The organism is [Clostridium] hylemonae DSM 15053, assembly GCF_008281175.1.
In the GTDB taxonomy this organism is placed as follows: Bacteria; Bacillota; Clostridia; order Lachnospirales; family Lachnospiraceae; genus Extibacter; species Extibacter hylemonae.
Map to the genome: position 1 here is coordinate 283530 of NZ_CP036524.1, position 19168 is coordinate 302697.

General features: G+C 47.5%; 26 protein-coding genes and 1 riboswitch. Of the genes, 23 read left to right on the forward strand and 3 right to left on the reverse strand.

Translation table 11 applies throughout. From position 1 onward, the window contains the following. The first annotated feature begins 381 nt into the window (after positions 1–381). From LAJLEIBI_RS01325 to LAJLEIBI_RS01375, 11 genes are all read left to right on the forward strand, one after another. Positions 382–1218, forward strand: coding sequence for a class I SAM-dependent methyltransferase (locus LAJLEIBI_RS01325; RefSeq protein WP_006444347.1), 837 nt, complete (start codon positions 382–384; stop codon positions 1216–1218). A 168-nt stretch (positions 1219–1386) separates the two neighbouring features. Continuing rightward, positions 1387–1758, forward strand: coding sequence for a GntR family transcriptional regulator (locus LAJLEIBI_RS01330; protein WP_006444346.1), 372 nt, complete (start codon positions 1387–1389; stop codon positions 1756–1758). Positions 1759–1763: 5 nt separating this feature from the next. After that, positions 1764–2609: an ATP-binding cassette domain-containing protein gene (locus LAJLEIBI_RS01335; protein WP_040435899.1), complete on the forward strand. Its 846-nt coding sequence runs from the start codon at positions 1764–1766 to the stop codon at positions 2607–2609. Further along, positions 2609–3265 carry an ABC-2 transporter permease gene (locus LAJLEIBI_RS01340; RefSeq protein WP_006444344.1) on the forward strand — a complete coding sequence of 219 codons (657 nt, stop codon included), beginning with the start codon at positions 2609–2611 and terminating at the stop codon, positions 3263–3265. The genes LAJLEIBI_RS01335 and LAJLEIBI_RS01340 overlap by 1 nt, the downstream gene beginning before the upstream one ends. A gap of 132 nt (positions 3266–3397) precedes the next feature. Beyond that, the gene (locus LAJLEIBI_RS01345; RefSeq protein ID WP_243132961.1) at positions 3398–4804 is read left to right on the forward strand and encodes an MATE family efflux transporter; all 1407 of its coding nucleotides are present in this window, start codon (positions 3398–3400) and stop codon (positions 4802–4804) included. A 136-nt stretch (positions 4805–4940) separates the two neighbouring features. Further along, entirely contained in the window at positions 4941–5306 is a 366-nt protein-coding gene (locus LAJLEIBI_RS01350; protein WP_006444342.1) for a DUF2089 domain-containing protein, read from the forward strand. 25 nt (positions 5307–5331) lie between these two features. Beyond that, the gene (locus LAJLEIBI_RS01355; RefSeq protein ID WP_040435776.1) at positions 5332–5709 is read left to right on the forward strand and encodes an SHOCT-like domain-containing protein; all 378 of its coding nucleotides are present in this window, start codon (positions 5332–5334) and stop codon (positions 5707–5709) included. Between the two features lie 11 nt (positions 5710–5720). Next, the gene (locus tag LAJLEIBI_RS01360; protein ID WP_006444340.1) at positions 5721–5984 is read left to right on the forward strand and encodes a hypothetical protein; all 264 of its coding nucleotides are present in this window, start codon (positions 5721–5723) and stop codon (positions 5982–5984) included. Between the two features lie 110 nt (positions 5985–6094). Then, a complete protein-coding gene (locus LAJLEIBI_RS01365; protein WP_006444339.1) occupies positions 6095–6547 on the forward strand; it encodes a LytTR family DNA-binding domain-containing protein in 453 nt (150 codons plus the stop codon). 7 nt (positions 6548–6554) lie between these two features. Further along, a complete protein-coding gene (locus tag LAJLEIBI_RS01370) occupies positions 6555–7244 on the forward strand; it encodes a LiaF transmembrane domain-containing protein (RefSeq protein ID WP_006444338.1) in 690 nt (229 codons plus the stop codon). A gap of 15 nt (positions 7245–7259) precedes the next feature. Beyond that, positions 7260–7937: a Crp/Fnr family transcriptional regulator gene (locus LAJLEIBI_RS01375; RefSeq protein ID WP_006444337.1), complete on the forward strand. Its 678-nt coding sequence runs from the start codon at positions 7260–7262 to the stop codon at positions 7935–7937. 3 nt (positions 7938–7940) lie between these two features. Here the strand turns inward: LAJLEIBI_RS01375 and rd are convergent, their stop codons facing one another. Both rd and LAJLEIBI_RS01385 read right to left on the reverse strand, forming a co-directional pair. Further along, a complete protein-coding gene (gene rd / locus LAJLEIBI_RS01380) occupies positions 7941–8102 on the reverse strand; it encodes a rubredoxin (protein ID WP_040435774.1) in 162 nt (53 codons plus the stop codon). 48 nt (positions 8103–8150) lie between these two features. Then, the gene (locus tag LAJLEIBI_RS01385; protein WP_006444335.1) at positions 8151–8522 is read right to left on the reverse strand and encodes a desulfoferrodoxin family protein; all 372 of its coding nucleotides are present in this window, start codon (positions 8520–8522) and stop codon (positions 8151–8153) included. Positions 8523–8792: 270 nt separating this feature from the next. On the opposite strand from LAJLEIBI_RS01385, the gene LAJLEIBI_RS01390 reads away from it, so the two are divergent. The 9 genes from LAJLEIBI_RS01390 to cytX all read left to right on the forward strand — a co-directional run bounded on the left by LAJLEIBI_RS01390 (position 8793) and on the right by cytX (position 15555). Then, on the forward strand, positions 8793–9419 hold the full coding sequence (locus LAJLEIBI_RS01390) for a DUF2975 domain-containing protein (protein WP_006444334.1): 627 nt from the start codon (positions 8793–8795) through the stop codon (positions 9417–9419). Between the two features lie 100 nt (positions 9420–9519). Continuing rightward, positions 9520–9732 carry a helix-turn-helix domain-containing protein gene (locus tag LAJLEIBI_RS01395; protein WP_006444333.1) on the forward strand — a complete coding sequence of 71 codons (213 nt, stop codon included), beginning with the start codon at positions 9520–9522 and terminating at the stop codon, positions 9730–9732. Positions 9733–9843: 111 nt separating this feature from the next. Further along, positions 9844–10485: a cyclase family protein gene (locus LAJLEIBI_RS01400; protein WP_006444332.1), complete on the forward strand. Its 642-nt coding sequence runs from the start codon at positions 9844–9846 to the stop codon at positions 10483–10485. A 73-nt stretch (positions 10486–10558) separates the two neighbouring features. Continuing rightward, entirely contained in the window at positions 10559–11062 is a 504-nt protein-coding gene (greA, locus tag LAJLEIBI_RS01405) for a transcription elongation factor GreA (protein ID WP_040435896.1), read from the forward strand. A gap of 72 nt (positions 11063–11134) precedes the next feature. Next, a riboswitch (TPP riboswitch) is annotated at positions 11135–11244 on the forward strand. A 60-nt stretch (positions 11245–11304) separates the two neighbouring features. Then, entirely contained in the window at positions 11305–12126 is an 822-nt protein-coding gene (gene thiM, locus LAJLEIBI_RS01410; protein WP_040435772.1) for a hydroxyethylthiazole kinase, read from the forward strand. Beyond that, complete coding sequence (thiE, locus tag LAJLEIBI_RS01415; RefSeq protein WP_040435770.1) at positions 12113–12754, forward strand: thiamine phosphate synthase; 642 nt, start codon at positions 12113–12115, stop codon at positions 12752–12754. The genes thiM and thiE overlap by 14 nt, the downstream gene beginning before the upstream one ends. Further along, positions 12751–13413 (forward strand): HAD family hydrolase, encoded by a 663-nt coding sequence (locus tag LAJLEIBI_RS01420; RefSeq protein ID WP_006444328.1) that lies wholly within the window; start codon positions 12751–12753, stop codon positions 13411–13413. The genes thiE and LAJLEIBI_RS01420 overlap by 4 nt, the downstream gene beginning before the upstream one ends. Positions 13414–13516: 103 nt before the next feature. After that, positions 13517–14344, forward strand: a complete 828-nt coding sequence (gene thiD, locus LAJLEIBI_RS01425; RefSeq protein ID WP_040435769.1) for a bifunctional hydroxymethylpyrimidine kinase/phosphomethylpyrimidine kinase — start codon at positions 13517–13519, stop codon at positions 14342–14344. Further along, the gene (cytX, locus tag LAJLEIBI_RS01430) at positions 14344–15555 is read left to right on the forward strand and encodes a putative hydroxymethylpyrimidine transporter CytX (RefSeq protein WP_006444326.1); all 1212 of its coding nucleotides are present in this window, start codon (positions 14344–14346) and stop codon (positions 15553–15555) included. Before thiD ends, cytX begins: the two co-directional genes overlap by 1 nt. Positions 15556–15603: 48 nt before the next feature. Here the strand turns inward: cytX and LAJLEIBI_RS01435 are convergent, their stop codons facing one another. Continuing rightward, the gene (locus LAJLEIBI_RS01435) at positions 15604–16185 is read right to left on the reverse strand and encodes a LysE family transporter (RefSeq protein ID WP_006444325.1); all 582 of its coding nucleotides are present in this window, start codon (positions 16183–16185) and stop codon (positions 15604–15606) included. Between the two features lie 165 nt (positions 16186–16350). Between LAJLEIBI_RS01435 and LAJLEIBI_RS01440 the strand changes: the two genes are divergently transcribed. The 3 genes from LAJLEIBI_RS01440 to LAJLEIBI_RS01450 all read left to right on the forward strand — a co-directional run bounded on the left by LAJLEIBI_RS01440 (position 16351) and on the right by LAJLEIBI_RS01450 (position 19118). Further along, the gene (locus LAJLEIBI_RS01440) at positions 16351–16902 is read left to right on the forward strand and encodes a helix-turn-helix domain-containing protein (protein ID WP_006444324.1); all 552 of its coding nucleotides are present in this window, start codon (positions 16351–16353) and stop codon (positions 16900–16902) included. 199 nt (positions 16903–17101) lie between these two features. After that, complete coding sequence (locus LAJLEIBI_RS01445) at positions 17102–18454, forward strand: sensor histidine kinase (RefSeq protein WP_006444322.1); 1353 nt, start codon at positions 17102–17104, stop codon at positions 18452–18454. Beyond that, complete coding sequence (locus tag LAJLEIBI_RS01450) at positions 18432–19118, forward strand: LytR/AlgR family response regulator transcription factor (protein ID WP_006444321.1); 687 nt, start codon at positions 18432–18434, stop codon at positions 19116–19118. The genes LAJLEIBI_RS01445 and LAJLEIBI_RS01450 overlap by 23 nt, the downstream gene beginning before the upstream one ends. Positions 19119–19168: the final 50 nt, after the last annotated feature.

The window sequence follows — 19168 nt, forward strand, 5'->3', positions numbered from 1 at the left end:
AAGACAATATGCGCACATACAAAACGGTATCGGTAACTAACAAACATTGATTATAGCAAAGCTGCATGATCCAGGTGATCAAATGCATCACTGTTTGAAAAACATGGACAGGCAGTGTATAATATTTTTAGATGACAGAAAAGGAGTTGGTTTGATCCGGCGCACTTGATATTATAAAATCGGTAATATAAGTGAAACGTGGAAAACAGATAATCATTAACTTTATAAGAACGAGAAAGCCTGTCGGTTGGTTCAGGTCTTGTTTTTATAGCTTAAAATGATTATTTTTGTTTTCCCCATAGTAACTGGCCTTTGAGCTGTGGGAAACATATTCTGCAGCTTTTTTTGTTGTAGAAAATACGATAGAAAGGAAAAAATAAAATGCTTCAATTATTAAGACCTTACCTAAGAAAACCTACTCTTTTTGAGAAGAGTAAAACGAAATTCTGGGATGATCCCTACATCTCACAAAGCATGTTAAAAGCACATTTGGAACCTGATCTAGAGGGGGCGACACGCAAACATGATTTCGTAAAACAATCTGTCGATTGGATCTCAAATTTACTGCCAATATGCAGATACAAAAGGATCATTGATCTGGGCTGCGGTCCGGGCATTTATGCAGAACTATTCCATGCAAAGGGGTATCAAGTTACAGGCATGGACATTTCTGAAAATTCAATACAGTATGCTCAGAAAACAGCGAAAGAAAGAGGGCTGGATATTTCATACAAAAAGGGTGATTATATTCAATGCCCGATCGGCGGAGAATATGATCTGGCAACAATGATCTACTGCGATATGGGCGTTTTATCTCATGCAGAGCGAAAAGCCTTATTGCGTAAGATATTTGATGCGTTGGCGCCGGGCGGTTGTCTTCTATTTGATGTATTTACACCTCATGAGTATGAACATCGTACAGAATTTAAGATTTGGAATTACGAGGAAGGAGGATTCTGGCGTGAAAAGCCTTACCTGCTCTTGCATTCACTTTACCGGTATGACTATGATAATACGTTTCTTAACCAGTATATTGTTATAACAGATAAGGATGTAACTTGTTATAACAATTGGGAGCATACATTTGTGATTGAAGAATTGGAACAAGAATTACGGGAGGCGGGATTTCAAAGCTTACAGTTTTACGGAGATGCAGCCGGCGCGGAATATACACAGAACAGTAAAACTATATGTGTTGCGGCCAGAAAAGATATTTGAACCAGCAGTATTGCCGGCTGGTTCCATTGCTTACCTGTCAATTAAGATTATGGGCGGCGTAATTCTAAAAGAGGGCAGCTAAATAAATATTTTTAAATAAACAGCATATAACAGTTGACAACAGTTTGACACTGTTATATACTGTTTATAGAAGCAAGGAGGGATGAAATGAAGCTGATCATTAACAATTCATCCATGCAGCCGATATATGAACAGATCGTCACCCAGATCAGGACGATGATCATGAAAGGCACCTTAAAAGAAGAAGAGATGCTGCCGTCGGTGCGGGTGCTGTCCAAAGAGCTAAGAGTCAGCGCTCTCACTGTAAAAAAAGCTTATGATGCCCTGGAGCAGGAAGGATTTGTCGTTACCGTCCACGGAAAAGGAAGCTTTGTGACTTGCGCAAACCAGGAGCTTATGATGGAGGAGAAGCGCAGGGAAGTAGAAGCTGATATGGAAGCGGCCATACGAAAAGGGAAAAGCTGCGGGATGAATAATGAAGAAATCACACAATTATTTCATATTCTTTTGGAGGAGTAGTTATGCTGGTAGAAATGGAACATGTAAAAAAGCATTATAAAGGTTTTGAACTTGACTGTTCACTGAATGTGGAGGAAGGACGCGTAACCGGGCTCATAGGGCCGAACGGCGCGGGAAAGAGTACGGCGTTTAAATCTATACTTGGCCTGATAGGCATAGACGGGGGAAGCGCCGTTGTGTTGGGAAAGCAGGCAGAACAGCTTTCCACGGAGGAAAGGGAGCAGATCGGAGTCGTGCTTTCGGATTCCGGATTCAGCGGTTATCTGACAGTGAATGATATCATCCCTGTACTTAACAATCTGTACCGCAGGTTTGACAGAGATCATTTTTTGAGAATGTGTGAAGAATTTAATATACCCCGCAGCAAAAAGTTAAAGGAATTTTCTACGGGAATGAAAGCAAAACTCCAGGTGATCAGCGCAATGTGCCACGGCGCACGTCTTCTTATTCTCGATGAACCGACGGCAGGTCTGGATGTGATCGCAAGAGATGAACTGCTGGATCTGCTCCGTGGTTACATGGAAGAGGGAGACCGTTCGATCCTTATCAGCTCCCATATATCCAGTGACCTGGAAGGATTATGTGATGATCTGTACATGATCGTGGACGGAAGGATCACATTCCATGAAGATACAGATGTACTTCTGGATCAATATGGAATATTGAAGCTGACAGAAGAGCAGTACGATAAGATAGACAAGGAGTATATACTGGCCCGGAAGAAGGAAGGCTTCGGAATAAGCTGTCTGACTGCGCATAAGCAGTTTTACATGGAAAATTACCGTGATATCGTGATTGAAAAGGGAAGCATTGACAAGGTGATTACAATGATGATTCGAGGTGAAGCATAATGAAAGGATTACTGATCAAAGATTTCAAACTGTTGAAAGGCCAGAAAAACTTCTTCTTTATTGTCTGTCTGGTGGGGGTCATGCTGATGGTGACAAGCGCAAGCCCTTCTTATGTTATAAGTTATATGACTTTCGTGTTTTCCATGTTTACGCTCAGTTCTGTCAGCTACGATGAGTACGACAACGGTCTTGCATTTCTGTTCTGTCTGCCGGTCACCCGGAAGAAGTATGTGAGGGAAAAGTATGTATTCGGGTTTCTGCTTGGAGGAACGGCGTGGACTGTATCCACGATCGTGATATCAGTTTATGCGATGATGAGAGACCCGGGTGTAAAGTGGCAAAGCTGGCTGGACACAGCGGGGGCCTACCTTCTGTTATTTTTGCTGTTCCTGCTCATTGTCCTTCCGATCCAGTTTAAATTTGGGGCAGAAAAAGGAAGAATTGTGATGGTAAGTGCGATCGGAATCTTAATTTTAGTCTGTTATGTGGGAATGAAGGCGGCCAAGTGGTTAAATGCTGATGTAGATATCATACTGGCGCGGCTGTCCGCGGCTGCTCCGGGAAGACTTTTTGCCGCCGCGCTCGTTATCTGCTGCGTGATGGCAGTGATATCGTATAAAGTATCGCTGAACATTATGAAAAAGAAAGAATTCTGATGGTGCATACCGGGTGCATTTGGTGTATAATATAATTAAATATTCATTGGTGGAGACGGCAGAGCCGATAATTGTATAATGCTTCTTCCTGTGCAGTTTAACTGCATGGGAAGAAGTTTTTTCTATCCAATTATGACAGCAGAAGGGGGAATTGACATGGGAGAAGGGCAGGACAATGTCCAGTTTGACAAGATGACAAAGACGCCGGTACCGAATCTGATCATAAGACTCGGAATTCCGACTGTCGTCAGTATGCTCATAACGAGTATTTACAATACGGCGGATACATATTTTGTGAGCAGGCTCGGAACGAGCGCGAGCGGAGCCGTAGGAGTTGTATTCAGTCTTATGGCCGTGCTGCAGGCGTTTGGCTTTATGTTCGGCCATGGCGCGGGCAGTATCATATCCAGGAAGCTTGGAAAGAAAGACAAGGAGAGCGCCAGCAGATTTGCCTCGACGAGTTTTTTTCTGGCTATAGCTGCCGGGGTATTCATCGGTGCGGCAGGTATTGCGTTTCTGACACAGTTCATGCGTCTGCTTGGAAGCACGGAGACGATACTGCCGTATGCAAAGCAATACGGATTTTACATATTGCTGGCGGGCCCGTTTATGACGGGAAGCTGCGTGCTGAACAATATTCTCAGATACGAGGGCAGGGCGGCGTACGCCATGATCGGACTTACAACGGGGGGCATCCTCAATATGGCAGGCGACCCGGTACTTATGTTCGGCCTTCATATGGGAGTGGCCGGCGCGGGGCTTTCTACGGCGCTCTCTCAGATGATAAGTTTCCTGATCCTTCTGGCCATGTTTCTGAGCGGAAAAACGGACAGCAAGCTTTCGGTGCGGCTAATAACAAAGGACGTAAGCGACGTTGTGCGCATCGTCACTACTGGTTTTCCAAGTCTTATCCGCCAGGGGCTTGGAAGTGTTTCGACGCTGCTTTTGAATCATCAGGCGGCGGTGTACGGAGACGCGGCAGTGGCGGCCATGAGCATTGTCAACCGTATATGTATGCTCATCTTCTCTGTGGGACTCGGGCTCGGGCAGGGATTTCAGCCTGTAGCTGCTTTTAACTACGGGGCGGAAAAGTATGACAGAGTCAAAAAAGGCTTTTGGTTTACGGCAGCGGCCGGCGAAGCGGTCATCGGCAGTCTGGCGGCGGTGTGTCTGCTCGTATCTGCGCAGGTCATCGGCGTATTCCGCAATGACCCGGAGGTCATCCGGATCGGAGTCTTTGCGCTGCGCTGCCAGTGTGTCGCCTGCTTTTTCCAGCCGGCGGCGGTATGCACCAACATGATGTTCCAGAGCGTGGGAGAGAGCGGGAAGGCGTCGTTCCTGTCGTCGCTTCGGAGCGGGATCTGTTTTATCCCGCTCATATTGATCCTTCCTGCAGTATTCGGTCTGAGAGGAGTGCAGACAGCCCAGACAGTGGCGGATGTTCTGGCATTTCTCATATCTGCCCCGCTCGCGGTCTGGTTTCTCCGTAAGCTGGACAGAAAAGGGCAGGATGGAGCCGGTGATGACGGCGGTATTTAGATATTTTCTTGCTGATCTGAATTAAATTAAACAATAAACTCAAAAATATTAATATAATAATTAAAATAATTAATATAAACATTGACATTTTTAAATATTGGTATTATATTGTTAATATGAGAAAGGAAGTGAACGTATGAAGAAAGTGATCAGCCAGTGTCCGGTCTGCAGTGGAGAACTGAAAGTGACCCGTCTGAAGTGTTCAGACTGTGATACCGTGATTGAAAATGACTTTACATTGAGTAAGTTTGATTATCTGTCCGGAGAGGAATTGTATTTTACCGAGACCTTTATCCGGTGCAGGGGAAACATCAAGGAGGTTGAAAAGGAGCTTGGAATCTCGTATCCGACCGTCCGGGCGAAGCTTGACGGTATCATCAGGAAGCTCGGATATGAGGAAGACGCGAAACAAGATGAGGAGATGCAGAAGCGCGAGGCTGTGCTGAAAGCGCTCGAGCTGGGACAGATCACGGCGGAAGAGGCGATCCGCCGGCTGAAATAGATCAATAGAAAAGAGGAGAATGGATATGGATGAAAGATTGAGAGTTTTAAAGATGATAGAAGAAGGTACGATCACGGCGGAACAGGCGGCAGAACTCCTGAATGCAATGGGTGTGGAAGAGGCAGGAGAGCCGCCGGCCAGAACGAACTATGACAAAAAGATGTTCCGCATTATCGTGGACGGAAGCGGAGACAAGGTAAACATTCAGTTCCCGGTCGGGGCTGTGAAAAAGATACTCAAGGTTACGGGGAGGCTTCCTATCCCGGAGAAGGAGCTGCAGGGGGTGAATCTGGAAGAAATGATGGATGCCATTTCCGACTGCCTGGACGGCGAGATAGAGGGCGACTTAGTCAGTGTGGAGGCAGCAGACGGTACGAGAGTAAGAATATACGTAGATAAATAGGGGACGGATATATGAAAGTAATAGTAAAGACGAAAGACTTGAACTTCCGTATGCCGGTCCCGCTGAGAATGGCAGGGTTTCTAATAAAAAAGCTGCCCCGGTCTGCTTTTGAGAAGATGCGCGCAGAGGTACCCGAACCTTACGCATGTCTTATCACAAAGGAGAATATATGCATGATCGTGGAAGAGTGTACGGATGTGCTGAGGGAGAACAAAGGACTGGAAGTCGTGCATGTGGAGGCAGAAGACGGAACATTTGTGTCCATACGGCTGTGATATGTTGAGGGAGGCTTTTATACCACTTACCTGCAAAAAAATACCACTTGCCCAAATATCGTTTACATTCCTGCCTCATTGTGGTTATATAGGACCAGGGAGAGGGAAAGATGAAGATACGGATCGAGATTGAAGACAACTTAAAAGAAGCAGAGATCATCATCCGCAGCAGCGTGCTGAGTGAAGAGGTACAGAAGATCCAGAAAGCAGTTGCAGATGTCGTATCCATGGAGCAGAGGCTTGTGTTCTACAAAGGAGATACTTCCTATTATCTTCCGCTGGAGGAAATTCTGTTTTTTGAGACGGAGGATAATGAAGTGTATGCGCATACGAGGAAGGAAATATACCGGACAAAATACCGGCTGTATGAACTGGAAGAGATGCTGCCCGGCTTTTTTATGAGAGTGTCCAAATCCGCGATCCTGAACACGCGGAAGATCTATTCCATGACAAAGTCACTCCCCGCTTCCTGTACGGTAGAATTTCAGGGAACGCACAAGCAGGCGTATGTTTCCAGATATTACTACAAGCCATTAAAAGACCGATTAGAAGAAAAGAGGTAGATATAGTATGAAAAAAGAACGGATATTCTGGGGATTATTTTTTATCGTGAGCGCGGTATTCCTGATCGTGAGCCGTATGGGAGTGCTGGGAGATATTGGTGTGTTCAGTCTTCTTCTCACTGTGTTTTTTGCAGCGTGTCTCATAAAAAGTGTCGTTCACAGAAGCGTCACGGGAGTATTGTTTTCCGTCGCTTTCCTGTGCATCATTTATGCACGGCCGCTCGGCATAGAGCCTATCACTCCGTGGCCGGTGCTGGGAGCGGCGCTTCTTGGGAGCATCGGGTTCAGCTTTTTATTCCATCCGAGAAGAAGCTGTTATCATCACCATCACATAGACAGTGAGGAATCGGTGGAGACAGTGGACGGAGCCCAGATGGAGTTTTCCACGACGTTTTCCGGCAGCATCAAATATGTGAACTCCGATGATTTCCAGAGCGCGCGGCTGCACTGCGCGTTTGGTTCCCTGAAGGTATATTTTGACAATGCCGTTATACAGCGTGGAGAGGCCGTGCTTGACCTGGATGTTTCCTTTGCCGGCGTGGAGCTGTATATCCCGAAGAACTGGTCGCTGGTCAACAAGACGAGTACCGCATTCGGGGGGATCGATGAGAAGAACAGGAATGATTCTTCCGGCGGTCCGGTCGTGAGGCTGAAAGGAAAAGTGAGCTTTGGCGGCGTGGAGATCGTCTATGTATAAAAGAGGGATGAAGCTATGAACGTTGAGAAACTGAGTCTGTTCCAAGGTTTGACGGAAGATGAGATAAAGAGAAGTCTTACCTGTTCCAGAGCATTTGTAAAAACTTACGGGAAGGATGAGTACGTGTTCCGGCAGGAGGATACGCCGGAGCATTTGTACTTTATTCTGAATGGTGAGGTAGAGCTTGGGCAGATCAATGCGCTCGGAAGGCAGAACTATGTAGATTTTGTGAAAGAAGGGCAGGGATTCGGCGAGGTAGACTTATTCCTCGAGCATGAGAGCTACGCGTATTTTGCCGCCGCAAGGCAGGAGACAGAGGTTCTGGCCGTATCAAGACACTTCTTTTACAGTACATGTGAGAAGAACTGCGCCCACCACAGCAGGATCATCTTTAATATGATGCGGCTGTTTGCCGAGGAGGCGGAGAAAAAAACGAAAAAGATCCACCTTCTCACGTGCGGAACGCTGAGACAGCGTATCGCGTATTATTTGTCAGAGTTAAGCGCGGGAAACGCAGACATCAGACTTCCCATGAACAGAGAAGACCTTGCGGCGTATTTAAATACCGCAAGGCCGTCTCTGTCAAGAGAATTATCCTGGATGCAGGATAAAGGAATTCTTAGTATTTCAGGAAGAAATCATATCCATATTTTAGATTTTCGTCGTCTTCAGGATGAGATAGAAGGAATGTAAGGTTTATTCTTCTACGATAAATACATCCTTTCCAAGCCCGCACACCGGGCATACCCAGTCGTCCGGAATATCTTCAAAGGCTGTGCCCGGCGCGATCCCGCCGTCCGGGTCGCCAACCTCCGGGTCATACACATATCCACATGGTTCACATAAATATTTTTTCATTTTCATTACCTCCGTTTTTCTTGTTTATCATTCATGTATAAAGAAGGGTTATGCCCCTGCCTTCCACAGTCCGTGCAGATTGCAGTATTCATATGCTGCGATAAATTCATCCCCGTCCTCGATCGTAAAGACAGCTTTCGGCTCTTCGCCCGGGGAAAGTCTGCGGTATTGGCCGCCTTTCTTTGTCTCTATAAATATGACAGTGATGGAATGCTCCTCCTGCATCGGGTGAGAGACAGAACCGACAGCTACTTCCACCTTATTTCCGTTTACTGTGATGACAGGCACATGTTTTTCCTGCGCGGCATCTGTCGTATTCGCATTGAGTTTCTCAAGTTGAGGAGCTTTATTTTGTTCTGCGAGCGTCATAAGTTCTAAAAATATATTTTGTGAGTTTTGGTCTTTATAAAAATTTCCCATGTAAAGAACCTCCTTCGATTTATTTCATTTAGTTTATGTTCTTTCTGGTAATAGAATACATAAAAATGAAAATGATTTCTGTAACATTTGTTACAAATAAAAAAATAATTTAATTTTAGAAAAACATTCTCACTTTTTGATTTGTTATCATAAATAAATAATTATTTAATGATTATCATTAAATAATAGTTGAAAAAGATTAATAAGTGTGATATAGTCTAGACATAAAAGAAAGAACAGAAATAAATATTCAGAGCAGGAGGGAGAGCTATGAGGAGGAAAAGAAGTGTAGAGATCACAGGCTGCCTCGATGAGGCAGGACAGACCCATTATGATACGTGTGAATTATTTCTCAAGTTTGCGATAGCCATATACATCGTGAGAATGATCGCGGGCGTAGTCAACATTGTCTATGCGGGACTGCAGCCGGATGTGGCAATTACGGAAAAAGGTGGTTACTGGGTGTTTGATCTGCTTGTGGGAACTTCCAGGATCAGCCCGGATTATCTTCCGGCCGGGACGCAGATAATAGACAACAGGGTACTTACCATAGGATTTCTGCTCACTGCAATGGCAGTCAATTTTACGCCGATGCTCTTTGTGATGAATTATATAAGGAACATACTTAGAACGATCGATAATTCGCATTCTCCATTCGTGCCGGAAGTCGTCAGTAATATTAGGAAGGCAGGCAGGACTCTCATATTGATAGGAGTGTTCAGCAAACTTATATTGAAGATCATGCTGCAGCTGCTTGCATGCCACAGCTTGTATTCTTTCGGGATACCGGACGATCTGCAGCTTTCATGGATATTTGCCGGGGTGATCGTGCTGCTTGTCAGCGATATATTCCGCAGAGGCTGTGAACTGCAGCAGTTTTCGGATGAGACGCTGTAAGGCTGAAGGAGACAGGATGAAAGAAAATAAGTGAAATTATCCGGTATGGCACTGCGTACCAGAAAAAAATCGATACGCTTATATAGCAAGGGGTGTAAAAATGGCAATAATACTGCGGCTTGACCGGGTGATGGCAGACCGGAAGATGTCATTGAATGAACTGTCAGTTAAGGTTGGCATCTCCAACGTCAACCTGTCAAATCTGAAGACCGGTAAGGTAAAGGCGATCAGATTCTCGACGCTGGAAGCCATCTGTGATGTGCTGGACTGCCAGCCCGGAGATATACTGGAATTTGAGAGAGAAGAAAAATAATAAATCCTTAAGATTTATGTCCCGCAATCTTAATAATAGTCTGGTAGAATATACCTGTTGAACTTCTGCTGTTCAATGGGTATATGTCACGTAGAAAGGAAGGGATAATCTGTGGAAATTATCGATCTTACCTACACAATAGACAAAGATATTCCGGTGTGGCCGGGGACACCGAAGCCGAGGCTCGGCAGTCTGTGCAGTTATGGAAAAGACGGTTTCAGAGAGACGGCTCTTGAACTGACGTCGCACATGGGGACGCATATGGACGCGCCGGCGCACTTATTTGCAAAAGGGAAGACGCTGGAGCAGTTTCCCGCGGCCCACTTTATCGGCAAGGCTGTGGTGATCGACTGTACCGGGATCAAAGAGGGAGAGTATATTACATGTAAATACATAGAACCGGTCAGAGAACTGGCGGACGCCGCTGATTTTCTGCTGTTTCGGACAGGCTGGGAGAAGTTCTGGGGACAGGAAGAGTATATGAGACGTTCTCCCGGTCTTGAAGTGGATACGGCGAAATATATCGCCAGGGCCGGTAAAAAAGGTGTAGGTATAGATACGATGAGCATTGACGCGGCTGAGGCAAGGGAACTGCCGGCGCATAAGGTGCTCCTTGGGACAAACCAGATGGTGATCATAGAGAATCTCTGCCGGCTTAAAGAGCTTGGGAGCGGGCTTTCAGATCTCATTGCCCTTCCCTTAAAATATGAATATGCCGACGGGGCGCCCGTGCGCGCCATGGCATATATCTGACAAAAGAACTGGACAAACTATGATCTCCGGCGATACAATAAAAAACGAACGAGTAAGAAAGGCAGGAGATTTTGTGAGAGAACAGTTGACGAAAAGTGATGTGCAGAAGATCAAGGAAGAGATAGAGTACCGGAAGCTGGTCGTGCGCAAAAAAGAGCTGGAGGCAGTGAAGGAAGCGCGGGCCCAGGGCGACCTGAGTGAGAATTTTGAATATAAGGCAGCCAAACAGGACAAGAACAGGAATGAAAGCCGCATAAGGTATCTGGAGAAAATGCTGAAAACGGCCAGGATCGTCTCGGATACGTCCCGGGAGGATGAAGTCGGAATCAACAATACGGTGGAACTGTATTTTGAAGAAGACGATGAGACAGAAAAGTACCGGCTCGTCACAAGTGTGCGCGGGAATTCGCTGGAAGGGCGCATCAGCATAGAGTCACCCCTTGGAAAAGCGATTCTCGGCCATAAAGAGGGGGAGCGCGTCAAAGTGACGGCAAACGGCGGCAGCGGGTATTATGTAGTGATCCGGGCCATTGATAAATCGTCGGATGAGAGCGGGGATACGATACGGAAGTATTGATGCTTTCGGCAGAACATAATTCTTTCATTGCAAAATCCGGAAAACGTAGTATAATAAAAATTGTGAAAACATCATAGCAACAAGGGGAGCTCGCGGAAAGCGGGCTGAGAGTAAGCTGTCAGTGCTTAGACCCGTAACCTGATTTGGATAATGCCAACGTAGGGATATAGCGTAAGTATTTTTAGCGGATATGTCAGACTTTGGCATATCCGTTTTTTCTGTTTTTAAAGGAGGATCAAGGAATGTTAGGAAACTGTATTGACGAGGTGAGAAAGCAGGGAACGCTCGTACACAACATCACAAATTATGTGACGGTCAATGACGTGGCCAATATACTGCTGGCGTGCGGAGGAAGCCCGATCATGTCGGATGAGGCGGAGGAAGTGGAAGAGATCACTTCCATCTGCAGCGGACTGAATATCAATATTGGGACGCTGAACAGACGGACGATAGAAGCCATGTACATTGCGGGCAGAAAGGCAAAAGAACTGGGACATACCGTGTTGCTTGACCCGGTCGGCGCGGGAGCCAGCAGTCTTCGGACAGAGACAGCGGCCAGGCTTATGAAAGAGATAAAGTTTGATGTTATCCGTGGAAATATATCAGAGATCAAGACGCTTTCCCGGGGGAGCGGAAGTACCAAGGGAGTAGATGCCGATGTGGCCGACGCAGTGACAGAGGATAATCTGGATGAGGCAGTGGCGTTTGTCAAAGCATTTGCGTCGGAGACAGGGAGTATCACCGCCGTGACAGGCGCCATCGACCTGGTCAGTGACGGCGCCGACTGTTACGTGATACGAAACGGCCGCCCTGAGATGGGCAGGATAACAGGCACCGGATGCCAGCTGTCCGGCATGATGACCGCTTTTGTGGCCGCCAATAAGGAGCAGAAGCTTAAGGCCGCGGCCGCCGCGGTATGCGCCATGGGGCTTGCGGGAGAGACGGGCTTTAAGTATATGCGGGAGGGCGGCGGAAATGCGTCCTACCGCAGCCTGATCATAGACGCGGTATACAATATGGATGGGAAAATACTGGATGAAGGAGCACGTTATGAAATTCGATAAAAAGAGTCTGCTGCTCTACGCAGTGACTGACAGAAGATGGCTGAAAGGCAGTACGCTTACCGCTCAGGTGGAAGAAGCGATCAGAGGCGGGGCGACGTTTATCCAGCTTCGGGAAAAGAACCTGGATGAAGAACAGTTCCTCCGGGAGGCACGGGAAGTACAGCAGCTTTGCAGAAGCTTTCATGTTCCGTTCGTCGTCAATGACAATGTGGAAATCGCGGCCGCCATAGACGCGGACGGAGTCCATGTGGGACAAAGTGATATGGAAGCCGGCGATGTACGGGCCAGGCTTGGACATGATAAGATCATCGGCGTGTCCGCCCAGACAGTGGAGCAGGCGCTGCTGGCACAGGAAAGGGGAGCGGACTATCTCGGCGTAGGCGCCGTGTTCTCCACCGGCTCCAAGGCCGACGCTGTGGAGGTGAGCCATGATACATTAAAGGAGATCTGCAGAGCCGTAGAGATACCGGTCATTGCCATAGGAGGGATCGGCAGGGAGAATGTGGACATGCTTGCGGGCAGCGGCATCTGCGGCGTTGCCGTTATCAGCGCGGTCTTCGGCGCCCCTGACATAAGACAGGCGGCCCGGGAACTGAGAGGGGCGGCAGAAAAGATGGTGGGAGTATGATCAGGGGAGCCATTTTTGATGTGGACGGGACACTGCTCGATTCCATGCCCATATGGGAGGAAGCCGGAGAACGTTATCTGACATCCAGAGAGATCGTGCCGGAGCGCGGTCTAGGGCAGAGGCTGTATCCTATGACGATGGAGGAAGGGGCCTGTTATCTGAAGCATACGTACGGGCTCCCTGAAAGCACCGGAGACATAATAAGCGGGATCAACCGTCAGATCGAACAATTCTACAGGTACAGCGCCCGTTTAAAGCCCGGGGCGGCAGAATTTCTCGAAGGCCTCAGGAAAAAAGGAGTCAGGCTTACGGCCGCAACGTCAAGCGACAGGCATCTGATCGAGGCAGCGTTTACCCGTCTTGGGATCGGACCGTACTTTGAGAGAATATTTACCTGCACCGAAGTGGGCGAGGGGAAGGATAAACCAAAGATATTCCGTGAGGCGGCGGCCTGTATGGGAACGGCGCCGGAGGAAACGCTTGTGTTTGAAGATGCATTGCATGCTATTGATACTTCCCTTGGATCCGGCTTTAAGACCGTTGGAGTTTATGACACTTCCAGTGAAGACCGACAGGAGGAGATCCGCGCCAAAGTACATATATACATGAGTGAATACAGAGCGTTTGATTTATTCTGGGAATCAGCATCAAGATGTTGATGTCAAGCGGCAGATTGGGGGCACCACCTTCGGCCGCTATATAAAATTAATGCTAATCCTTACATCACATGAGGAAATATTTGCGAAGAAAAGAGGAAGAAAAATGAGAACAGCATTAACGATCGCCGGAAGTGATTCCAGCGGAGGCGCCGGCATCCAGGCAGATATCAAGACAATGACGGCAAATGGCGTGTACGCCATGAGCGCAGTCACTGCACTTACTGCACAAAATACGACCGGCGTGACAGGAATCATGGAGGTAACTCCGCAGTTTCTAAAGGAGCAGCTCGACAATATATTTACAGATATCCGCCCTGACGCGGTGAAGATCGGAATGGTATCTTCCGGTCCGCTCATAGAGACGATAGCCGCAGCATTGCGAAAATACGGCGCTGAGCATGTGGTAGTCGATCCGGTCATGGTGGCCACAAGCGGCTCCAGACTCATAAGCGGCGACGCGGTCGCGGTACTGAAAGCAGAGCTTCTGCCGCTTGCGGAAGTGCTGACGCCAAACATTCCGGAGACGGAAGAGCTGTCCGGGATGCCTGTAAGGACAGAAGAAGATATGGCCGCAGCAGCGGAGTATATCGGCAGGACGTATCACTGTGCCGTACTCTGCAAAGGAGGCCACCAGCTTAACGATGCCAATGACCTGCTGTACCGGGACGGCGGCTTGCGATGGTTCCGGGGAAAGCATATCGACAATCCGAACACGCACGGGACCGGCTGTACACTGTCAAGCGCCATTGCGTCAAATCTTGCGAAGGGGTACGACATGGCGGACGCGGTAGAACGGGCGAAGGCATATATATCAGGCGCGCTTTCCGCCATGCTGGACCTCGGACACGGAAGCGGTCCGATGAATCATGCATTTGACCTGAGAAGCGAATTTATTGAAACGGAACATATGGACGGGGAGGTGTGGCTGTAATGGAAAAGAGGCGTACTTCTTTATTTGAAAACGGGCTGATCTGGTTCGGCGCGGGTGTTTCCATCGCCGAGATCCTCACCGGCACTTATCTGGCGCCGCTTGGGTTCGGGAAAGGACTGGCCGCCATCCTCATCGGCCACGTCATCGGGTGTACCATGCTCTTTTTTGCCGGCCTCATTGGAGCCAGGACGAGAAAAAGCGCCATGGAGACTGTTAAAATGAGCTTTGGACAAAAAGGCAGTCTGCTCTTTTCTCTGTTAAATGTACTGCAGCTGGCCGGCTGGACCGCGATCATGATATACGACGGCGCGCTGGCGGCGGACGGGGTGATAAAGACAGGCGCGTGGTTATGGTGCCTCGTCATAGGAGCGCTCATCCTTCTGTGGATCGCCATCGGCATCACAAATCTCGGAAAGATCAATACAGTTGCCATGGCGGCATTGTTTGTTCTGACGCTCATTCTGAGCAAAGTGATATTTTTCGGCGGCGCCCATGCCGGAATCATCTCCGGCGAAGGGATGACGTTCGGAGCCGCGGTGGAACTGTCCGTGGCCATGCCCCTGTCCTGGCTGCCGCTGATCAGCGATTATACGAGAGAGGCCCGCAGTCCGGTGAAGGCTACTGCCGTAAGCGCTGTCGTCTATGGCGTGATCAGCTGCTGGATGTATGTGATCGGAATGGGAGCAGCCATATATACAGGGGTATATGATATCGCCCAGATCATGCTGAAGGCCGGTCTCGGGATCGCCGCGCTTCTCATCGTTATTTTCTCCACAGTGACGACTACCTTTCTGGACGCATATTCGGCAGGCATATCCAGCGAATCCATTGCAGCAAAGCTGAACGGCAAGTACGTTGCGGCTGCTGTGACGGTCATCGGGACGGGAGCGGCGATTCTGTTTCCAATGGACAATATCACGGATTTTCTCTACCTGATAGGTTCTGTGTTCGCGCCGATGACAGCGATACAGATCGCAGACTTTTTCCTGCTGAAACGGGACAGCAGCAAGACGGCAGTCAATACGGCCAGCCTGCTCGTATGGCTGGCCGGGTTTGCGGCATACCGCATCCTTATGAACATCGACATGCCGGTGGGCAATACGCTTCCCTGCATGGTGATAACTGTAGCATTGTGCGTGATTGCCCAGCTGCGGACAAAGAGAGGCAGAGATGCCAAAGCGCTGCAGACGCCAGGTGAGGCGGACCTATAAAGTATGCTGTTCAGAATCAAAGCCGCGGCAACTGATGGGTCTGCCGCGTTACAGAAACAGGGAGGCGGCACAATATATAAGAAGCAGCGCCATGACAATATTGACTCCCTTTGTATGTCTGGAGAGATATTTACAGAAAACCGAACCGCAGAGAGCCCAGACAAAGGAACCGGACGCGCCAACGAGCGCCAGAAGGATCGTGAAACCAATGAGTGCGCCGGCGGAGTGATAGACAGGCAGGATATAAAGCGTCATTGCCGTGACCGCATAGATGTAAATTTTCGGATTGGCAAACTGCAGTATCATGCCGGATAGAAAGCTGGCCTCTTTACTGGGATCTGCGCTTGGATCAACAGAACTTTTCCAGACCTTCCACGCAAGATAAAGCATATAGGCAGCCCCTAAGATCTGCATTACAAACTTAAATTTGGGGAGCAGGGCAAACAGCGTCGTGCTGAACACCATGCAAGCCGTCATTACAATGACAAATCCGGCCAGGATACCGAGATTAAAACGGTAGCTGCGGCGTATGCCAAGCCGCACCGCATTACTCATGGACAGTAAATTGTTGGCTCCCGGGGTATACGCTGTGACAAAACAGTAGATCAGAAAATCAGATAAATGAAACATATTGGACCTCCTCTGCCTTCATAAATGAAGGACGCTTAATTGTATATTCTCTTTACAAGTCCGGACAAAAATTATATAATGATACAAAGAGAATATTATATTGCACTTGTACGATATAATAATACAATATGTGCAATATATTGTCAATAGGAAAGGAGATTATTTATGGATCCCATGAATATGATTGTCGCCAAAAATATTCGGAGACTGCGTGAAGAAAATAAGCTCAGCATGGAGGAACTGTCAAAACTGAGCAGTGTCAGTAAAAGCATGCTTGCTCAGATTGAACGTGGAGAGGCTAATCCGACCATATCCACGCTTTGGAAGATCTCGAACGGGATGAAGGTACCTTTCGATCATTTGACAGTTCGTCCAAAAACTTCTTATGAGATCGTGAACACTTCGGAAATACAGCCGCTGCTTGAAGATGGAGGAAGGGTAAAGAATTATCCTGTTTTCCCGGACGATGAAAACCGCAGATTTGCTGTATATTACCTGGAATTAGATAAAGGAAGTTATTGGGAGTCAGAGCCGCACCTGAAAGGAACGACCGAATTTATCACTATCTTTGCAGGCTGCGTTGAGATCAGCGCCGGCGGGCAGCAGTTTACTGTTGGCAGAGGTGAAAGCATACGGTTTAGGGCTGACAGCACTCATTCTTATAAAAATACAGGAGATGAGACTGCGATTTTGCATATGATAATATATAATCCATAAATAACGAGAATCTTACAAAAGTGAGTTTAGTGGCAAAAGCGCATTCTGTCCGCGGTAAAACGGACAGAGTGCGCCTTTCTTTTACTGATTTTACATGCTGAAGTGAAACAGAGTACATAAATGAAGCGGTGGCGTACATATATAAGTTTGCTTTGCCTTCTATAAATTGTTAAAATGGAAAAAAGAGAGGAGTCCATTTATGAATATGCATTGGTTTTTGTGGGGAATCCTTCTCACAGCTATGGAAATCTTTCTCAAGTATTATTTGCTGGAGAGACGGCTGGGAAGTGGTAAAAACGGGATGAAACCGATCGTGGGGGCGCTTATCATCTTTATCTTAATGGCCGTTTTCAGGAGTATGCCTGTAAATTCGTCTTTCCTGCTTGGTATAAACTTTCTGGTTACTATCGGATATGCGTACGCTACATTTGGCAGCGGACAGATCGCGCGCATTGTATGGGGCTGCTTTGCGGGCCTGCTCCCTGCCATTACTGACACTTTGGCAGTGCTTATCGCTGAGACCTTCCACTACGGGGATCTGTCCGGGATGTGGAGTCCCGGCAGTGTGTGGTTTTACATTACAGCTACTTCCCTTATGATCGAGATTATCATTGTGCTGACTGCGGCAAACATAAAGAGCTATAGTACATACAGTCTGACAGTACGCCAGCTTCTGTTTCTTGTGGGCATGTCTGCGGTTTCCATCATAGCGTTGAATCTGCAGATGGAAATAGTATCTACGCTGGCAAATATGCTGGGAACACAGAAAGCGCAATATGAGGCGGTTTTTGTAAGCCTCTGTTTTCTGATCATACTGACTGCTCTTATATTTCTTGTATATAGCCTTGGAAAGCAGTCTCAGAAAACGATCGAAAAAACATTGGAGGCCCGTCAGGAGCATCTGGAAAAAGAATATTACAGAAGTAACGAAGTCTCTGTTAATGCCCTGCGCGGCCTGCGGCATGATATTTCAACTCATATGCATGTCATGAAGCGCTTAATGGATGAAGGGCGGACAGAAGAACTGCGGGAATACTTTGACAGTGTTGAAAATCAGTACAGAAAGAGTAGTGCGCTGTTTCTGACAGAGGATACGATGCTCAACGCACTGCTGACAAGTAAGCAGATGACTGCACAGAACAGCCATATCAATATGCAGCTCAGTTATGCCACTAAAAGAAGGATTCCTTTATCAACGGCCGATCTTTGTTCTCTGATGGGAAATATGATAGACAACGCCATGGATGCCTGCAAAAAAGTGACGGATGAGAAGCTGCGGTATATTGACATATCTGTAGGCGACAGGGGAGAAATGATCTACATCAAGGTAAAAAACGGTTCAGACGGCACTTATCATATTGTGGACGGGGAATTACAGACGACTAAAACAGGTACCGGACATGGAATCGGATTAAAACGTATCAGGAGTATTGCGGAAAGCGCCGGAGGATTCTTTGATATAAATCCAAGGCCGGATGTGTTCACCGCAATTGTGATGCTGCCGTCTGAACAGAAGGAGGGAGACCACCGTGATCAGAATCGCCATAATTGAGGACGAGCCTATATATTGCGACGAGCTGGTGTGTCTGCTTCAGGAATGTGCCGGCAGTAAGACGATGGAAATCAACTGTTTTGCTTCCGGAGAGGAATTTCTGGAATCCGGCCGGACAGACAATTCTTATGCGGCTGTCTTTGTCGATATTGAACTAAAGGGGATAAACGGACTGGAACTGGCAAGAATCATGCGCAGTACCGGGTATAAGAATATGCTCGTGTTCACTACGAATTATGAACAGTACGTGTATGACGGGTACGAGGTGGAAGCCTTCCGTTATCTTAGAAAGCCGGTAAAAAAGCAGGATGTCCAGTCGTGCTTAGATCGTGTCAGCCGGAATATGCGTGAGGCGATGCTTGTATTTTCATTTAACAGAAAAAAATACAGTATCAGTTACCGTGATATTATCTATATATCCAGCTATGGGCATTACCTGACCATTCACACTGCAGAGCAGGATTATAAATGGAAATATCTGATCAAAGACTTACAGCCGCATTTGCCGGAACAGTTTATCCGCTGCCACCGATCCTTTGTTGTAAATCTGGATTTTATGCGTAAGCTGGACGGAAAGCGGCTGGTATTAAAAAATGGCGGGGAGATCGATGTGGCTGGAAATTATCTGCCCAGTGTGCGCAAAGCGATCACCAGTACGATCTGAAAGGAGAGGGAAGGAAATGGCCGGAAAAATAAGGTTGTATAACCGAGCCC